This is a genomic window from Bacteroidia bacterium (assembly GCA_016218155.1).
Classification (GTDB): Bacteria; Bacteroidota; Bacteroidia; order Bacteroidales; family GWA2-32-17; genus GWA2-32-17.
Genome location: JACREQ010000029.1, coordinates 65,816 through 84,473, shown reverse-complemented (window position 1 = coordinate 84,473; position 18,658 = coordinate 65,816). Strand labels below are relative to the sequence as shown.

Genomic DNA, 18,658 nt, shown 5'->3' with positions numbered 1-18,658 from the left:
AATAATTATGAAAAAATATTTTATTGCAATATTATTTGCAGCTATTAGTATCCTTTCAAGTGCCCAGTGTACAGTCGGCTTTCAAGCAGTAACTAGTCCATCCGGAAATGTTGATTTTGTTTCAACTTCAACAATTAATGACTCTTTAGATTATCCAATAAATTATACTTGGAGTTTTGGTGATGGAAGTTCTGGAACAGGAGCAACCCTAACACATTTTTATAATAATACTAATGGAATATATTCAGTATGTGTAACAATGCAAACAGCTAATGGTTGTACGAGTACATTTTGTGATTCTGTTGTGTTTAACCCTATAAGTCAATGTCAGTCTTCATTTGATTCATTGCAAACTACAACAAACACTTTTTCGTTTACGTCAACTTCTTTAGCAGATAGTGGAAATGTAATTGTTAGTTATTTGTGGGATTTTGGTGATAGTACAACATCTTCATTACAAAATCCAATTCATATTTATCCAAGTCATGGGTATTATAATGTCTGCTTAACTATTGTTACATCTGGGGGATGTGTAAATACAAGTTGCGGACTAATTCAAGTACTTCCTGCTACCCTTTGTCAGCCTAATTTTATTTCAACTTTAGATAGTTTGAGTGTTCCTGCAAATAGTACATTTATTTTTACAGACCAATCCCTTCCTGGCATTAATGATTCAATTATTGCTTGGAACTGGTTTTTTTATGGAGAATCACCTTATATATATTCTGATTTGCAAAATCCTGCAATAACTTTTACAAATCCAGGTTCTCATTTAGTTTGTTTAACAATAAATACGTTTAGTGGATGTGCAAGCACATATTGTGATTCGATATTTATAAATCAAATAACTCAATGTCAGGCAAATTTTTATTCTTATCTTGATTCTATCACTGTTCCACCAATCTCTCCATATGTTTTTATAGATCAATCAATTCTGGCAAATAATGATACGATAATTAGCTGGAGCTGGACATTCTCGGGAGGAAATCCATCAACATCATCATTGCAAAATCCTTCAGTTGTTTTTGCAAATCAAGGTTCTTATGAGGCTTGTCTAACAATAGTTACTTCAACAGGGTGCACAAGTACATTTTGCGATTCAATATATGTAACTGGTGGTTGCCAATTGTCAGTGAATCTAAATACTCAAAGCCCAACTACAATAGGAGGCAACGATGGCTTTATTGAGACTTCTGTTGCAGGCGGAACGCCACCGTATTCTTATTCCTGGAGTAACGGACAAACTACAGCTAATATTTATAATCTGTCAAGTGGTGTATATACATTAAATATTATTGATGCAAATAGTTGTAATTTCACATATTCAACTCAGCTGTATGAGCCTTACGATACGTTAGGTGGTTCGATAGTCGATACTTTAACAACAGGCATTATAGATTCATGTCTTAACTTTGTTCCAGATAGTTTTTATATTGCAAACGTTGTTATTGACTCAATAAATAATATTGCAACAATAACATGGACATTTACTAATGGGGGATTAACCTCTTCGATAACTGTTCAATATACATATTATTATTCGGGCAATAATGCAGTTTTACTTACTCTAAATTGCGGAGCTAAAACTCTTGTTACTTATATGAGTTTTATTAATATTACTGCATCGGTAGGTGTATCTGATAATATTGAAGAAAAACTAGAAATAAACGTATATCCTGTTCCGTTCAACGATAAATTAAATATCGTATTTAATTCTAAAAAATCGGGAATCGTTAGCCTAAATGTGATTGATGTTATGGGAAGGGATTTAGTTATGAAACAATTTTCAGTAAGTTCAGGAGATAATAATATTGAATTAAATACTTCAGAGTTTCATTCAGGCATTTATATTCTAAATATAGAAAGTGATGGAAAAGTATTCCATAAACAGATAGTTAAATAACCAAATTCTATATAAGATTAAAACCCGGAGGCAATTGCTTTCGGGTTTTTTTCTTGTCATTCAGAACTCCGCTCAAGCAGAGTGAAGAATCTAGACACGTATCCAGATCCTTCGTCCACCGCTGCGGATGCTCAGGATGACAAAAGAGGATTATAATATTTAGAGTATTGTGAAAAACATAAAAAGAAGTAAAAATTATATTGAATATTAGTATTTTATACTATTTTTACTAAATTATTTAAAAATATAAGGCAACCATTTTAAAATTATGTGTCTTTAAGACATAAATAACCATTAAAAATCAAAAATATGAAAAAGCTCTTTACAATTTTTTTATTTGCAATTGCAAGCTTGGCTGCTAGTGCACAATGCGGTGTTGGCTTTCAGTCAATGGCTAGTCCCGCTGGTAGTGTAGACTTTTATGCTTCGGTGTCAGTAAATGACAGTATTTCTTACCCAATTACTTATACCTGGTCATTTGGTGATGGTACCACAGCAACAAGTACTAACTCTAATATTTCTCATCAATATGGTGCAATGGGTGGAGGAGTTTATGTTGCCTGTGTAACAATTCAAACAGCTACCGGATGTACCAGTAATTTTTGCGATTCAGTAAATACTACAGCACAATCAGGTTGCTATGCAAGTTATTTTGCTATGGCAGATTCTGTAAATACTTTAAATTATACTATTTCTTTTGTAGATAATTCTACACCTGATAATGGTGAAACAATAACCAGTTATACATGGGATTTTGGAGATAGTACTGCAAATTCAACCCTTCAAAATCCAGTTCATACATATGCTGCACCTGGAAATTATTGGGTATGCTTATACATTGCAACATCAAGTGGTTGTGTAAGTACTTCCTGTGGTGAAGTTATAGTTGGAACTCCATGTCAGCTATATGTTAACTTAAACTCTTATAGTCCTTCAACAATTGGTGGAGCTGATGGATATATCGAATCAAATGTTTATGGCGGTACACCTCCTTATTTTTATAACTGGAGCACTGGACAAACTACAGTCAATATTTATTATTTAACAAGTGGTAATTATACTTTGAATGTAGTTGATGCTAATGGTTGTGCAAATTCATTTACAACTCAACTTTATGAACCTTATGATACACTTGGTGGTGTTATAGTAGATACTTTAACTGCAAGTATTATTGATACATGTCTAAACTTTGTTCCTACTACTTACTATGCTTCTTCAGTAATTGTAGATTCAATTGGAAATACAGTAACTGTTGTTTGGACATTTACCGGTGGAGGACAGACATCTACAATTGTTGCAACATATACTTATACTTATAATGGAAATAATATAGTTGTTCTTTCATTAAATTGTGGTACAAAAGCAATTGTAACATATCAGACAATAATTCATATTGGTAGTACTACAGAAGTTCCTGTTTATGGATTTGAACAGGGGTTGTTTGCTTATCCTGTTCCTCTTGGCAATAAATTGAATGTCGATTTTACAAGTCAAAAATCTGAAGATGTAATTATTACAATAATGGATGCTTCGGGCAGACTTGTGTTAAGTAAAAAAATAAATTCAAAATCTGGAATTAACAGTACCGAGGTTAATACTTCGCAATTACCTTCAGGAATTTATATTTTAAATGTTCAAAACTCTGATGGTGTAGTTAGAAAACAAATAGTTAAATAATTATTTCTGCGCTCTTTGTAAAAAACCCGAAAACGAAAGTTTTCGGGTTTTTTGCTGGTTGTAAAAGTTCATAATTTTTAGGACAACGTATTTTTTTATTACGTTACTTTGCATGTAATAAGAGAAATGTATTCTTTTTTGGAAATGGCAGAGATAGAATTGTTATTAAATTTTTCGTGGGTAATTACATTCGTTTTTATTCTTACTGTTTTAATAGTACCAATAAGAGCTAAGGCATTTTTTACATTAACTGCAGTTGTTTTAAATGCGCTAATTACAAGCTGGTTAGCTGTCTCCGCCTTGAGTGGAGTTTCGATCGATTATCTTATAAATGCAGGCTCGTTTTTAGGAAATATTCCCATTCGGGTTGATGGATTATCAGCATGGTTCATAATAATAATAAATTTAACCTCTGTTACGGGTGTTATTTATGGAACGGGTTATTTAAAAGCATATTCAAATTCATCATCAAAACTTAGTTTACATTGGGTTCTTTTTATCTTATTTCATCTTTCTATGATTTGGGTTTGTTTGTTGCAAAATGGAATAGCCTTTCTTATAGCATGGGAAATAATGTCATTATCATCCCTATTGTTGGTAATTTTTGATCATAATAATCAAAAAACATTAAAGGCGGGTATTAATTATCTGGTTCAGATGCATATTTCTGTAGTGCTTTTAACCGTTGGTTTTATAATGGTTTTTTTTAAAACCGGCTCATTTGATTTTGAGGCAATCGGAACTTATTTAAATTCAAATAATAACATCTTGCTGTTTATTATTTTCTTTTTAGGATTTGGTTTAAAGTCGGGGTTTATTCCTTTGCATAGTTGGTTACCGCATGCACATCCTGCTGCTCCTTCTCATATCTCAGGTGTAATGTCGGGAGTTATTGTTAAACTTGGTATTTATGGTATATTAAGAGTAATAACATTTTTAAAATTTGATTTCTTATTAATCGGAGAAATTGTTTTAACAGTTTCGGTTTTAACCGGATTATATGGAATTTTAAATGCAGCGGTAAATCGTGATTTTAAAAGAATGCTAGCTTATTGTACAATTGAAAATATAGGAATTATTGGAATCGGAATCGGAATAGGATTGATGGGTTTAGGTAATGGAAATGCAATGGTTTATTATTTAGGTTTTGGAGGTGCGTTACTGCATGTGTTAAATCATTCGTTATTTAAATCTCTGTTGTTTTATTCTGCAGGTTCGGTGTATCAGCAAACCCATACCCGAAATATGGATAAATTAGGCGGACTTATTAAAACTATGCCTAAAACTGCTGTAATATTTCTTATTGGTGCTATTGCAATTGGAGGAATACCACCTTTTAACGGATTTATTTCTGAATTTATAATTTACAACGGTTTAATAGAGGGTATAAAATCTAATAGTCTGACTCAAATTATTTTATTTGTTTTAGCATTTGCAGGGCTAAGTATTATTGGAGGAATTTCGATATTAACTTTTACTAAAACATTTGGCACAATATTTCTTGGAACTGAAAGAGAAAAGCTGCAACACAAGCCAAAAGAAGTTTCATTTCTAATGCTTTTTCCACAGTATTTAATTATTATTATAATTCTAACAGTTGCTTTTATTCCACAGTTTTATATAGGTACAATAGGTAAAATATTAAATAATTTTATGTTTAGCAATAATGTAACAATAGATTATAATTTGTTGCTAAGTTATTCCAATACTATTTTTAATATAAGTATGTATTCGTTACTTTTGATTGGAATTATTGTGTTTTTATGGGTAATTCGTTTAGTTATATCAAAAAAACATGCAAAAGTTTTTCAGCCAACATGGGGATGTGCCTATGTTGCTCCTAATAGCAAAATGCAATATTCAGGAAAGTCATATTCAAAAACAATAGGCAAAATATTTAACTTCTTTTTAATAGAAAAGAATAATTACAAAGAACTAAACAGAGGCGAAATATTTCCCGAAAAAAGAAAATATGAATCTAATTATTTTGATTATTTTGAATTTCGTTTTTTTGATAATATTTCACATAGATTAGTGTATACGGCTAATTACTTTAAGTTTATACAAAATGGTCGTGTGCAATCTTATGTTATTTATGGTATTTTGTTTATATTGGCAATCTTTTTAATAACAGCGTTAGATATAATATAATGAATTTGATAATTTCATTCATATTAGTTATAATCTGTGCAATAATTGCAGTACCTTTTTTAAAGGTTAAATGGAAGGGGGTAGTTGTGTTTTCTGCAATTGTAATTAATGTTATATTGTCAGGTTATTTTGCAGTTAATTCTCTTTTAGGGCTAAACTATGATTTTCTTTTTTCAGGAAGTTATATAACCGGATTAATACACATTAAAATAGATGCGCTTTCAGCATGGTTTATAATAATACTTAATCTTATTTTTATTACCGGTGGTTTTTATGGTTTGTTTTACATGAAATCATATAAAAACATGCAGAATAAATTGTCAATACATTGTATTGCTTTTATTTTACTTTATGGTGCACTTATAAGTGTTTGTGTAATTCAGAATAGCATTGCTTTTCTTATTGCATGGGAAATATTGGCTTTGTCGGCATTTCTTACAATTATTTTCGAAAATGAGAAAATGGCAACAATACAAGCCGGTATTAATTATTTAATTCAGTCTCACATCTCCATAGTTTTTTTAATGATTGGTTTTATGTGGGTTGCACATAAAACAGGAAGTTACGATTTTAGTGCAATAACTCAATATGCTAGTGCCAATAATGGAAATGCCTCAATTGTTTTATTCTTATGTTTTTTTGTTTCTTTTGCAATAAAAGCAGGACTTGTTCCATTTCATACTTGGTTACCCTATGCACATCCTGCAGCACCGTCACATATTTCAGGAATTATGTCGGGTGTTATTGTTAAGATTGGAATTTATGGCATTCTTAGAATGTTACTTTTAATTAAACCGGATTTTATAACAATTGGTTATTTTATATTATTTATTTCTATTGTTTCCGGATTATATGGTGTAATGTTAGCAATCATTCAGCACAACTTAAAAAAGTTATTGGCATATCACAGTATTGAAAATATCGGAATAATTGGAATCGGAATAGGTATAGGATGTGTAGGAATTGGTTCGGGTAATCAAATAATAGCATCTTTAGGTTTTGCAGGAGCAATGCTTCATACGTTAAATCATGCTTTATTTAAATCTGTGTTATTTTATACCGCTGGTAATGTGTATCAGGCAACACATACTTTAAATATTGAACATTTGGGTGGTTTAATTAAAAAAATGCCACAGACAACAATATTGTTTTTAATTTCAGCTATTGCAATTTGCGGAATTCCTCCGTTTAACGGGTTTATTTCAGAGTTTTTAATTTATACAGGCTTATATCAATGGTTAAAAGATGCAGGACTTTTTTCATCAATTACAGTTGTTGTTTCTGTGTTAAGCCTGGTAATGATAGGCGGTCTGGCAATGCTGTGTTTTACTAAAGCATTTGGAATAATATTTTTGGGAAATGCACGTAAAACATTTACACATGAAATAAAAGAAGTTTCCTTTCTACAGTTATTGCCGATTTATACAATTACTTTTTTAATAATTTGTATAGGATTGTTTCCTAAATTGTTTTTAACCTTATTATATAAACCTGTCGCATTATTTACAAATATTGATTCTGTTTCAGTAACTCCGTTTTATGGACAAGCATTTGATATAATGCAACCAATAAGTATTGTAATGTGGATATTTGTTATATTAATATTTGTTGTATATGTTGTTAGACAATTAATAACCGGTAAAAGAGTTTCGCCAATTCAGCCGACTTGGGGTTGTGGTTATGTTGCTCCAACATCAAAACTACAATATACGGCAAGCTCCTATGTTAAGTCTTACAATAAAATATTTGGAATGTTTTTAATTAATTCTAAGAAAGAAACTGAGATTCATGGAATATTTCCTGATAAAGCTCACTTAGAAACTCATCCATATGATAAAATTGAAAAATGGCTTATTGATAATCCAATAAGAGCCTATAAATCTTTTATGGGAAGATTTCTTTTTCTTCAGAACGGGAAATTACAGTTTTATCTTTTATATGGGATAATATTTATTGTTTCAATAATATGTGTGCCTTTATTTTATGAAAAATTTTGTCAGTTAATTGATTTTTTAAAACGGTTATAGATATGCTTAGTTTATTGTTAATATTAATTGCAGCATTCTTTTTTACGGGTATAATAATACGTACCAAGAGCATTGCATCAGGAAGAAAAGGACCCGGAATATTTCAACCAATAAAAGATGTAAATCGGTTGTTTAAAAAGGGAGCTGTATATAGCGAAACCACAAGCTTTGTTTTTCAGATTGCTCCGACTATTTATTTCGCATCTGTTGTTATGGCAATGCTTGTTGTTCCATTTGGTCATTCAAAGGGGTTAATAAGTTTTAATGGTGATTTTATTTTCTTTGCATATGTATTGGCATTGGGTAAGTTTTTTAGTATAATATCTGCAATGGATACAGGAAGTAGTTTTGAGGGAATGGGAGCCAGTCGCGAAGCATTATTTTCAATGTTTGCAGAACCAGCTTTTTTTGTTTTAATGGGGTCCTTAGCACTTCTAACAGGGCAAACTTCATTTCAGGAAATATTTCAGGATTTACATTTAGGTTCATATATAAGTTATGCGCTTACCACACTTGCAACATTTGTTTTGGTAATGATTGCAATGATTGAAAATAGTCGCATGCCTATTGATGATCCCAAAACGCATCTAGAGCTTACAATGGTTCATGAAGTAATGATACTTGATAATAGTGGGTTTGATTTAGGACTAATATTAACAACTGGTTATTTAAAGTTTGCAATTTATGGAGCATTAATAGTAAACCTTTTTATTGGTAGTATTGATTATCAGTATGCAATTCCAATGTTCTTTGTTATACAGTTTTTAATGGCTGTGTCAATTGGTTTAATTGAATCTTTTATGGCAAGATTCAGAATGAATCATAATGCTCAGTTTATAGTTGTACTTACTTCTGTAAGTTTATTAATCTTTTTTGGTGTGTTATTAATGTTAGGAAAGTTTATTTAATAAAAAAGAAAATGATACATGTATTTTTAATCATCTTTTTAATTTCACTCTTCTATATGGCAATAGCCAATCGTATGCTAACATATATAAGGGTTATTGCTTTGCAAGGGGTATTGCTTTTCTTTGTTGTTTTTTTACAACTTAAAGAAATTAGTACGTTAAACCTTGTTCTGATACTTTTAGAAACAATAATTTTTAAATCTTTGGCCGTTCCTATGTTCTTAAGGTACATATTAAAACGAAATAAAATAACACGCGAAGCAGAACCATTTTTGCCAAATTTTGTGTCGTTAATTATTATTACTGTAATTGTTGTTGTAACAATATTACTTTCGCATTCAATTAAAGATGTAAATCTTGATAAAATATTTTTCGTGGTTGCTTTATCTACCTTGTTTACAGGGTTATATTTTATTGCATCACGACGCAAAATTATTACACATGTAATGGGTTATCTCGTTATTGAGAATGGAGTATTTGTACTGTCACTTGCAGTTGGAAATGAAATGCCAATGCTTGTTAATCTGGGTATAATGTTAGACATTTTTGCCAGTGTTTTAATTCTTGGGATATTTTTAAATAAAATTGGCGATGTGTTTAAAGAAGTAGATGTAGATCAGTTAACTAATTTAAAAGATTATTAAAAATAAATTAAAGAGAAATGATATTAATATATTTGATAGGAGCTTTTTTGATTGTAATTGGTCTTTTTGTTAATAGAAACAAAATTATTAATTATAGTCTCTTAGGGTTTTTTATTTTGTTGCAATGGACCTTTACAATTTATTCTCTTTATCATTTTCGAACAACAGAGTTAGATTATTTTAGTTTTGATTCGCTTGGTATATTGTTACTTGTAACATTGAGTATAGTTGCTATTCCTGCAGCAATTCACAGTTTTATTTACATCGAAAACCACCCCGATAATCCGGAAACACGATCAATATATTTTGCTGCATTAGTCGGATTATTAACAGCAACTGGTGTTGGTTATCTTTCAAATCATATAGCTGTAACTTGGATATTTACAGAAATAACCACATTATGTGCGTCTGCCTTAATATATCATCATCGCACAAAACTTGCATTAGAAGGGACTTGGAAATATGTTTTTATTTGTGCAATTAGTATTACGTTTGTGTTTATTGGAATTTTGTTTTTAAGTTTATCATTGACACATGCCGGATCTGATGATTTATCATTTAAAAATTTATATGCAAATAGTGCAAAATTAAATCCTTTCTGGTTGAGGTTATCTTTCTTATTTATTTTTACAGGATTTACAGCAAAGTTAGGTTTAGTGCCAATGTTTACTGCTGGTATTGATGCTAAAGATAAAGCTCCCGCACCAGCAGGTGCTTTACTTGCAAGCGTTTTGATGAATTTAGGATTTGTTGGAATATTTCGTTTTTATATTGTTATTGCAAACACACCTTTACATCATTGGGCAAATGTTGTTATTGGAATTGCAGCGTTTTTATCTTTATTTGTAGCAACAGTTTATATGATAAAAGTAAAAAATCTGAAACGAATGTTTGCATACTCTGGTATTGAGCATATGGGATTGGTAATGTTAGGTGTAGCAGCAGGCGGCATTGGTTATTATGCAGCAATTTTACATGTTATTTTACATGCATTTGTTAAGTCTGCTGTATTCTTCCAATATAATCAGATATACAGAATTTATCAGAATAAAAGTATTTATCATATAGGGAATTATTTTAAGTACAATACCACAGGAGCAATTGTGATATTATTAGCATTTATAAGCACTTCGGCAATGCCACCTTCTGGTTTGTTTGTAAGTGAATTTCTAATTTTCAGATCTTTATTTGAAGCAAATCAGGTTTTGGTTTTAATTGCTGTATTATTATTGCTAACGATGATTATATGGGCTTTTGGTAAAAATATTTTCAAAATATTGTTTATTCCTCCAGTCGATTTTGATGACAGTAATTTACCAAAAATTAGCCCTTGGGAATCTTCTACACAGTTTATTTTATTGGCAGGTGCTGTATATTTAGGGTTAAATCCTCCAGCTGAATTTGTTCAACTTATAAAAGAAAGTATAATGTTATTACCACATTAATATGAATTACATTACAATATTTAATAATCAGACAATCCCTGTTTCATCAATTCCCGAAGTAGATTACAATACTTTACTTGAAACAAATATTAATTTGGTTTCGGGTAAATCAGAAAGGCATTGTGTAAATTATTATGGCTATAATATTGGCAATAAAATAAAATTAATTTGCTGTATTGCAGACGATAATACTCATGAAATATTCGTGTCTTCAAGCAAAGTTCAACAAAATGAAAAATTAAATTCCTTTACTGCAAAACTTTTATGTTTCGAAAAATTTGAAAGAGAAATTCACGAGAATTTTGGTATTGGTTATCACGATCATCCTTGGTTAAAGCCGGTTCGATATTCTCATAACCGTTTTGACAAATCAAAACAAATTGCAAATTATCCGTTTTATTCAATTGATAGTGATGAGTTGCATGAAGTTGGGGTTGGTCCAATTCATGCCGGAATAATCGAACCCGGTCATTTTAGGTTTATTTGTAATGGTGAACAAATTTTGCATCTTGAGATTCAATTAGGTTTTCAGCATCGAGGAATTGAAGATTTATTTATTCATAAGAAAAATATATTGCAACGTGCAACAATTGCTGAAAATATTGCAGGAGATACAGTAGTTGGTCATACCACCGCTTTTTCGCACGTTTGGGAAAGTTTATGTGGTTATAAAACAAAAAGTGATGTAGAATTTGGAAGAACAATAGCTCTGGAATTAGAAAGAATCGCTGTACATACAGGTGATATTAGTGCTGTATGCACAGATATTGCATATCAATTGGGTAGCTCTGTCTTTGGCAGATTAAGAACACCTATAATAAATTATTTTCAGGAGTGGGGCGGTAATCGTTTGGGAAAAGGATTAATAAGACCTGGCAGAAATCAGTTTTCTTTTAATAAGTTGTTAGGAGAAAGGTTAAAAGAAGTATTAGATAAATTCGAACCCGATTTTACCGAAATGAATGAAGAGCTTTTTAGTTTGCCAAGTGCTTTGTCCCGTTTTGAACGCACAGGAGTTGTTTCATTTGAAGATGTCTCATCGATAGGAGCAGTTGGAATGGCAGCCAGAATGAGTGGGCTAAATAGAGATGTCAGACTTTCACATCCGTATGGTTTATATTCCGAGTTAAATCATGAACCAATAATAAAGCATCATGGCGATGTTTATTCTCGTGTGCAAATTAGAAAACATGAGGTTTGGCAATCAATTAAACATATTAGAAATTTACTTAACAATATTCCTGAAGAGATTTCAACTGATACAGAATTAAATAAACCAAAACAGGATTCTTTTACAATTTCATTGGTTGAGGGTTGGAGAGGAGAAATTTGTCACTGTGCAATTACAGATTCTTCAGGTGATTTGTTACATTATAAGGTAAAAGACCCTTCTTTCCATAACTGGCTTGCATTAGCATTAGCTGTAAGGAATAATGAAATCTCTGATTTTCCGGTTTGTAACAAAAGTTTTAATTTGTCATATTGTGGACACGATTTATAATTGAATAATTATGCTTAACAATGTAAAAATATTATATCACCAAGGGAAACAGTTTATTCCTGATGTTACAACTGTTAATGTTCCTGGCATTTTTAGGGGCCGCCCAATAATTAGTCCAGAAAAAGTTGATGAAAATAAATTGGCTGAGATTTGTCCAACCTCTGCAATAAATAAAAATCCTGTCAGTATTGATCTTGGTAAATGTACTTTCTGTGGTGAGTGTGCGAGGGTATTTTCAAATAAAATTTCTTTTACTAAAGATTATAAGTTATCTGCTAACAAAAGAGAAAATTTAATAATAAAAGAAGGAGTGGATAAACCTATTGAATTAAATTCGGAATTAATTCGAAAAGAAATTCACAAGATGTTCGGGGGTTCACTAAAACTGCGGCAAATTTCTGCAGCAGGTGATAATAGTTGCGAAGCCGAATTAAATGCAGCCGGAAATGTTAATTTTGATATGGGTCGCTTTGGAATTGAATTTGTTGCCTCTCCACGTCATGCAGATGGGATTGTTATTACCGGTCCAATTTCAGAAAATATGGCAGAACCTGTGCAAATTTGTTATGATGCAACACCTTCTCCCAAAATTATTATACTTGCCGGAACTGATGCAATAAGTGGCGGAATATTTTCTGATAGTCGTGCTATAAACAGAAGTTTTCTTGAAAAATATCCAATTGATTTATATGTTCCTGGAAACCCAGTTCATCCGCTTACTTTTATAAATGGGGTTTTGAGTTTAATTGCAAAGAGGAAGGGGAATTAGAACAGTTGACAACCATTTGCGCAAGTTTTAAACTTGTCAAATATTATCAATCTTAATAAATTATTCGAAAAATTATACAAAAAATTTAAGAATAGTGAACTAAATCACAGACTTGAGCCTTTCATTGTTTTTTATTCTGTTAATCATTTATAAACCTCAATTAATCAATCAAATTAAAAATAGTAGCTATCTTAAATTTAAAACCGTACCTTTGCAAACTTTTTTAGGAACACATTATTAGTTAAAAAACATGCCAGACATTAGAAATATTGCAATAATTGCACACGTTGACCACGGAAAAACAACATTAGTTGACAGAATACTTAATCAGGTTAAATTGTTCAGAGACAATCAGAATATGGGTGATTTAATTCTCGATTCCAATGATTTAGAACGCGAAAGAGGAATCACAATTCTTGCAAAAAATGTATCTGTTCGCTATAAAGGAATAAAAATTAACATTATTGATACTCCGGGACATGCCGATTTTGGTGGAGAAGTTGAAAGAGTTATAAATATGGCAGATGGAGTATTGCTATTAGTTGATGCGTTTGAAGGTCCGATGCCTCAAACACGTTTTGTATTGCAAAAGGCTATGGAAATTGGTTTAAAACCAATAGTTGTGGTTAATAAAGTTGATAAGCCAAATTGTCATCCAGATGTTGTTCACGAACAAGTATTTGATTTGATGGTAAGCCTTGATGCAAACGAAGAACAACTAAGTTTTCCAACTGTTTTTGGTTCATCAAAACAAGGATGGATGGGTCCTGATTGGAAAAATCCAACAACAGATATTAGTTATTTGTTAGATACAATAATTGATTATGTGAAAGCTCCTGTTTTTGAAGAAGGTCCTTTACAGATGCAGATAACATCGCTTGATTATTCTTCATATGTTGGTAGAATTGCTGTAGGAAGAATTACACGTGGAAGTATTAAAGCAGGAACTACTGTAGCATTGATAAAATCTGAAGGCGAAATTGTCAGAACACAAATAAAAGAACTTTATCTTTTTGAAGGATTAGGTAAAGAAAAGGTAAAATATGAAGTTCATGCTGGTGAGATATGTGCACTAATTGGACCGGAAAATTTTGATATTGGTGATACAATTGCAGATTGGGAACATCCTGAAGCAATTGCCCGCATTAAGGTTGATGAGCCAACAATAAGTATGGTTTTTGCAACTAATAATTCACCTTTTGCAGGTAAGGAAGGAAATTTTGTAACTTCAAGACATTTACGCGAGAGATTATTCAAGGAAACTGAAAAAAACCTTGCTTTAAAGGTTGAAGAGACTGATACAGCTGATAAGTTTTTGGTATATGGACGAGGAATTCTGCATCTTTCAATACTTGTTGAAACAATGCGCCGTGAAGGGTTTGAATTTCAACTAGGACAACCTAAGGTTGTTATAAAAGAAATTGACGGGGTTAAAAATGAACCTATGGAATCATTAACCATTAATGTTCCTGAAAACTTTGCAGGTAAAGCTATTGAAATTGTTGCCCGTCGCAGAGGTGACTTAATGAAATTTGAAACCAGAAATGATAGAGCAGTATTAAAATTTGATATTCCTGCAAGAGGATTAATAGGTTTAACAAATAACATATTAACTGCAACCGAGGGTGAGGCAATAATGGCACACAGGCTTAAAGGTTTTGAGCCCTGGAAAGGTGATATTATTACACGTATTAATGGATCTTTGATTGCAATGGAAACAGGTCAGGCAATAGCTTTTGCGATTAACAAATTGCAGGATAGAGGTAAGTTTTTTGTAAATCCAGGCGAAGAAACATATGCTGGTCAGATAATCGGCGAAAATACTCGCGAAGATGATATGGTTGTTAATATTAATAAAAAGAAGCAGCTTACCAATATGCGCGCAAGTGGAACAGACGAAAAAATGTTTATAACACCTGCTATTAAATTTTCTCTCGAAGAGTATATGGAGTATATAAAGGAAGACGAATATGTAGAGATAACTCCAAAATCAATGAGAATGCGCAAAATATTACTTGATGAGAATGCGCGAAAACGTGCAAAGAATGCAGGTCAGTCGGGACAATAAATATTGCAAGTTGTTAGTTAAGATTCGTTGTTAAATTTCGAGAAGAAAGGAAACAAAATTTCAACTTTTGTTCCTTTTGGGTTATTGTTAATATCGTAAAGATCTACATAATTAATCTCAATTTTACGATTAAACATTTGATTAATTATCTCAATTCTTGAGTTTGTGATTTTTGTTCCAAGAGATTTATGCTCAGGTTTATAAAGTGCTTTAATTTCTTCAGCCCGTTTTCTTCCAATTCCGTTATCTTCAATATAGCATAAAAGAATGTTGTTTGAGTTCTCAAATTTAACATTGATTCTACCTTCCTTATCATTTTCTAAATGCATTAATCCGTGCCATATTGCATTTTCAATATGTGGTTGTATAATAAGCGGAGGAATATATGTAGATTCAACATCAATGTCGTTATCAATAATTAGTTCGAATTGAAATTTGTTTTTATATCGTACTTGTTCTAATTCAAGATATAACTGTAAGGCTTCTATCTCAGTAAATAAAGGGATAAGGGTAGTTTGAGAATTATCAAGAGTAAGTCTCATTAGCTTAGAAAATTTTGAAATGTATTTACTCGATGAAATTTTATCGTTGTTTAATAAATAGTATTGAATAGAATTTAAAGTATTAAAAATAAAATGAGGATTCATTTGTTGATTAACAGCTTTTTGCATGTATTGAATCAAGTCTTTTTCTAATTTGCCTCTTTTTTGTTTTCCTTTATAAAGAACTAATATGTAACTAAATATTATTATAACAATTAGCATAATACCTGCACTTAATAACCAATAGGTAATTACCTGATTAGTTTCCAGCTCTTCTTTCTTTTTATTAGATTCAAGTGTTTTTATTTTATTCTCATTTATAAGATAAGAAATTTGTTTTTCTTTTTTTTCTGTTTCGTATTTTATATTAATATCTGCTATTTGTTTTCTTAGATCTTCGTTTAATAAACTATCTTTTGCGACTATTAGAAGTTTCTGATAATATAAAGCTTTTTTAAAGTCATTAACGTTTTCATATGCAATAGAAAAGTATTCATAAGCATATCGTTTTTGTGGAAGTGAATTAATGCTATTTGCAATTTCAAGCATCTCGTTTAAGCAGGATAGTGCCTCTTTATTTTTATTTAGCTCAATGTACATTGAAGCAATATTTCCTAATGTTATTGCTATTCCTTCTTTTTCATTAAGTTTCTTTTTTAAATCTAGTGAGATAGAGTAATTTTTAATTGCCAAGTCATATTTTTTTACATGTCCATATGTGTTCCCTAAATTGTTATAACTTACAGCAACACCCTTAATGTTTCCACATGTTTCTCTTAGTTTTATTGCTTCTTTATAACACTTTATAGCTTGATTGTAATTTTTTTTATCGTTATATACAGTGCCTAGGTTATTATAAATATTAGCAATCTCTGAGAAATTATTAGTGTTTTGTAATAAATGTAAAGATTTTAAATAATATTCTTCTGCTTTACCTAAGTTAGACATGTAATAATGTACATTTCCAATACTTTGCAGAGCAAGTGCAATTTTTAAGGTGTCTTTAACTTTATCACTTTCATTATATGATAATTGAAAAGCTGAAATTGCTTCTAAGTATTTTCCCTGCCGGTTTTTTATATTTCCTATATTTAAATATGTTGTAGCAATGTTTTTTGTGTCTTTTACTGATTTGAATTTTTTTAGTGCCAAATTTAATACACTGTCTGCTTTAAAATAATCACCTGATGCTTTATATTCAATTCCAAGAAATCTTAGGGCAGTTGCCTCAAAATGTACGTTGTTAATTTTATTTGCTATTAATGCAGAATGTTTGTAACAAAATATAGCAGAATCGTTATTTATTTGCTCATAATAACTGCCTATGTTTAATAATGTTTTAATTCGAGTAGTATCTGTTGTAGATTTATTGTAACATTGCCATAGGCTGTCTATCTTAATGTTATCAGCATTAACATTAAGACAATTAATTGTAAAAACGATAATATATAAAAATAAAAACTTCAATAATTTTCTTGTATTAATCAGAATATTTGTAAAAGTACTAAAAATATTAGCAAAACTTAACAATATTGTTTAATTTCTTTTGTAAAGAAAGTTCTAGTTGTAAAGTTTTTTTTATTCTTAAATATTTTAATAAATTTGTAAAACAATTAACCAAAATTTAAATTTATGAAAAAAGTATTTTACGTATTTTTATTAATGATATTGGGAGCAAATTTTACTTTCGCCCAATTATCAGACAGAGTAAACAGTCCAAGCACCTTTAAAATTGGAACAAGACCAGTTGCAGGTAATTGGGGTATCGTATTTGCACCTGGATACCAGGATTTTAAAGATATAGTGAATCGTATTGATGGAAAAGATTCAACTAATGTTGCAAATGTTTTACCTGTTATTGCATTAAGAATGTACAAATCTGACAATTTAGTTTTAAGAATCGGACTTCGCACAAAATCCAGTAATCTTAAAATTGCAGGTACAGTTGTTCCACCAACTGGAGGCGGTAACTTTATTAGCGAATTAAAATACCAGAGAAGGAATGCTGAATTATATCTAACACCAGGACTTGAGTATCATTTTTCAAAATCAAATATTCTTGATGTATATCTTGGAGCATGCTTACCACTCGGTTATTTTAAAGAAAATGAAACAGACTATATGAAGATGTTAGACCTAACAGTTGACTATACAAGTTATGAAAGAAAAAGATTTGGATTTGCATACGGTTTTGAAGGATTTATCGGAGTTCAGTCATTTGTAGCCGATCTTCCATTTTCAATTGGACTTGAACTTGGTAGTACTGCTTTAGGAAAATTAGGGAAAAAATGGAAAGTTGATTCATACAGAGTTGCTGGTGGAGTTGCAACTAATCAAACATATTATACTGTAAACTTAGACAATGATGACAAGATTGATCCTACTTTTGTTGGCTTAATCGTTACAGGTGAAGATTACAGTAAGCTTTCAGCCAAATCATTTAACATTGATGGAATGGCAAGACTTACATTAAGTTATTATTTTAACAAGTAATTATTCAATCTAAATTTTAGTTTATGAAAGTATTAAATAAAATATTTATACCACTTGTTTTAATAACGTTGCTTGCATCATGTAGCGTTAAAACAAACAAGCTGATGAGAACAGGTACATTTATGCCTAACGATATTCAATTACATCAAACCATGAGTGATTTCGAATATCTTGGAGAAGGTGAAGTGTCTGTTGAATATGGACGTTATTTCTTCTTCTTTTCTCATTTAAATTTAATTAATGGAAAAGAAGTAGCACGTAGAAACCAAACTATTATTAATTTTAGTGGTAATGGTAATTTCAGTTACACTCTATTACCTAACATGAAAATCAGAAGAGCATTATATGAAATGCATGTTAAATATCCAACTGCTGATTTCTTGGTGCCGGTAAATATAATTACAGAAAAGCAGGGAATGTTTCTTGGTAGTAAAGTTAAGCAGACCATGAAAGTCAAGGCATATAAAATAAAAGACAAATAAATTTTTAAAAATCCCTGTCGTAAGATGGGGATTTTTTTTATTTTTGCT

At 30.8% G+C, this 18,658-nt stretch carries 13 protein-coding genes; 12 read left to right on the top strand and 1 reads right to left on the bottom strand.

The features are described from left to right. The first annotated feature begins 7 nt into the window (after window positions 1-7). The 10 genes from HY951_03910 (at window position 8) to typA (ending at window position 15,093) form a co-directional block, all read left to right on the top strand. Window positions 8-1,903, top strand: a complete 1,896-nt coding sequence (locus HY951_03910) for a PKD domain-containing protein (GenBank protein MBI5539178.1) — start codon at window positions 8-10, stop codon at window positions 1,901-1,903. Between the two features lie 309 nt (window positions 1,904-2,212). Next, window positions 2,213-3,580: a PKD domain-containing protein gene (locus HY951_03905; GenBank protein MBI5539177.1), complete on the top strand. Its 1,368-nt coding sequence runs from the start codon at window positions 2,213-2,215 to the stop codon at window positions 3,578-3,580. A gap of 144 nt (window positions 3,581-3,724) precedes the next feature. Continuing rightward, complete coding sequence (locus HY951_03900; protein ID MBI5539176.1) at window positions 3,725-5,731, top strand: hypothetical protein; 2,007 nt, start codon at window positions 3,725-3,727, stop codon at window positions 5,729-5,731. Continuing rightward, window positions 5,731-7,758: a hypothetical protein gene (locus HY951_03895; GenBank protein MBI5539175.1), complete on the top strand. Its 2,028-nt coding sequence runs from the start codon at window positions 5,731-5,733 to the stop codon at window positions 7,756-7,758. The genes HY951_03900 and HY951_03895 overlap by 1 nt, the downstream gene beginning before the upstream one ends. A 2-nt stretch (window positions 7,759-7,760) precedes the next feature. Then, on the top strand, window positions 7,761-8,666 hold the full coding sequence (locus HY951_03890) for an NADH-quinone oxidoreductase subunit H (protein ID MBI5539174.1): 906 nt from the start codon (window positions 7,761-7,763) through the stop codon (window positions 8,664-8,666). A gap of 11 nt (window positions 8,667-8,677) precedes the next feature. Beyond that, on the top strand, window positions 8,678-9,310 hold the full coding sequence (locus tag HY951_03885; GenBank protein ID MBI5539173.1) for a hypothetical protein: 633 nt from the start codon (window positions 8,678-8,680) through the stop codon (window positions 9,308-9,310). A 17-nt stretch (window positions 9,311-9,327) separates the two neighbouring features. Continuing rightward, a complete protein-coding gene (locus HY951_03880; protein MBI5539172.1) occupies window positions 9,328-10,755 on the top strand; it encodes a hypothetical protein in 1,428 nt (475 codons plus the stop codon). 1 nt (window position 10,756) lies between these two features. Further along, on the top strand, window positions 10,757-12,256 hold the full coding sequence (locus HY951_03875) for an NADH-quinone oxidoreductase subunit C (GenBank protein MBI5539171.1): 1,500 nt from the start codon (window positions 10,757-10,759) through the stop codon (window positions 12,254-12,256). 10 nt (window positions 12,257-12,266) lie between these two features. Next, the gene (locus HY951_03870) at window positions 12,267-13,025 is read left to right on the top strand and encodes an NADH:ubiquinone oxidoreductase (protein MBI5539170.1); all 759 of its coding nucleotides are present in this window, start codon (window positions 12,267-12,269) and stop codon (window positions 13,023-13,025) included. A gap of 250 nt (window positions 13,026-13,275) precedes the next feature. After that, window positions 13,276-15,093: a translational GTPase TypA gene (gene typA / locus HY951_03865; protein ID MBI5539169.1), complete on the top strand. Its 1,818-nt coding sequence runs from the start codon at window positions 13,276-13,278 to the stop codon at window positions 15,091-15,093. Between the two features lie 17 nt (window positions 15,094-15,110). On the opposite strand, the gene HY951_03860 is transcribed toward typA, so the two are convergent. Then, the gene (locus HY951_03860; GenBank protein ID MBI5539168.1) at window positions 15,111-17,102 is read right to left on the bottom strand and encodes a tetratricopeptide repeat protein; all 1,992 of its coding nucleotides are present in this window, start codon (window positions 17,100-17,102) and stop codon (window positions 15,111-15,113) included. 165 nt (window positions 17,103-17,267) lie between these two features. Between HY951_03860 and HY951_03855 the strand changes: the two genes are divergently transcribed. Both HY951_03855 and HY951_03850 read left to right on the top strand, forming a co-directional pair. Beyond that, the gene (locus HY951_03855) at window positions 17,268-18,128 is read left to right on the top strand and encodes a hypothetical protein (GenBank protein MBI5539167.1); all 861 of its coding nucleotides are present in this window, start codon (window positions 17,268-17,270) and stop codon (window positions 18,126-18,128) included. A 23-nt stretch (window positions 18,129-18,151) separates the two neighbouring features. Then, a complete protein-coding gene (locus tag HY951_03850; GenBank protein MBI5539166.1) occupies window positions 18,152-18,610 on the top strand; it encodes a hypothetical protein in 459 nt (152 codons plus the stop codon). Window positions 18,611-18,658: the final 48 nt, after the last annotated feature.

Bases quoted from the DNA above. Each gene is read 5' to 3' on its own strand.
- HY951_03910 (MBI5539178.1), top strand. From the start codon at position 8: ATGAAAAAATATTTTATTGCAATATTATTTGCAGCTATTAGTATCCTT.
- HY951_03905 (MBI5539177.1), top strand. From the start codon at position 2,213: ATGAAAAAGCTCTTTACAATTTTTTTATTTGCAATTGCAAGCTTGGCT.
- HY951_03900 (MBI5539176.1), top strand. From the start codon at position 3,725: ATGGCAGAGATAGAATTGTTATTAAATTTTTCGTGGGTAATTACATTC.
- HY951_03895 (MBI5539175.1), top strand. From the start codon at position 5,731: ATGAATTTGATAATTTCATTCATATTAGTTATAATCTGTGCAATAATT.
- HY951_03890 (MBI5539174.1), top strand. From the start codon at position 7,761: ATGCTTAGTTTATTGTTAATATTAATTGCAGCATTCTTTTTTACGGGT.
- HY951_03885 (MBI5539173.1), top strand. From the start codon at position 8,678: ATGATACATGTATTTTTAATCATCTTTTTAATTTCACTCTTCTATATG.
- HY951_03880 (MBI5539172.1), top strand. From the start codon at position 9,328: ATGATATTAATATATTTGATAGGAGCTTTTTTGATTGTAATTGGTCTT.
- HY951_03875 (MBI5539171.1), top strand. From the start codon at position 10,757: ATGAATTACATTACAATATTTAATAATCAGACAATCCCTGTTTCATCA.
- HY951_03870 (MBI5539170.1), top strand. From the start codon at position 12,267: ATGCTTAACAATGTAAAAATATTATATCACCAAGGGAAACAGTTTATT.
- typA (MBI5539169.1), top strand. From the start codon at position 13,276: ATGCCAGACATTAGAAATATTGCAATAATTGCACACGTTGACCACGGA.
- HY951_03855 (MBI5539167.1), top strand. From the start codon at position 17,268: ATGAAAAAAGTATTTTACGTATTTTTATTAATGATATTGGGAGCAAAT.
- HY951_03850 (MBI5539166.1), top strand. From the start codon at position 18,152: ATGAAAGTATTAAATAAAATATTTATACCACTTGTTTTAATAACGTTG.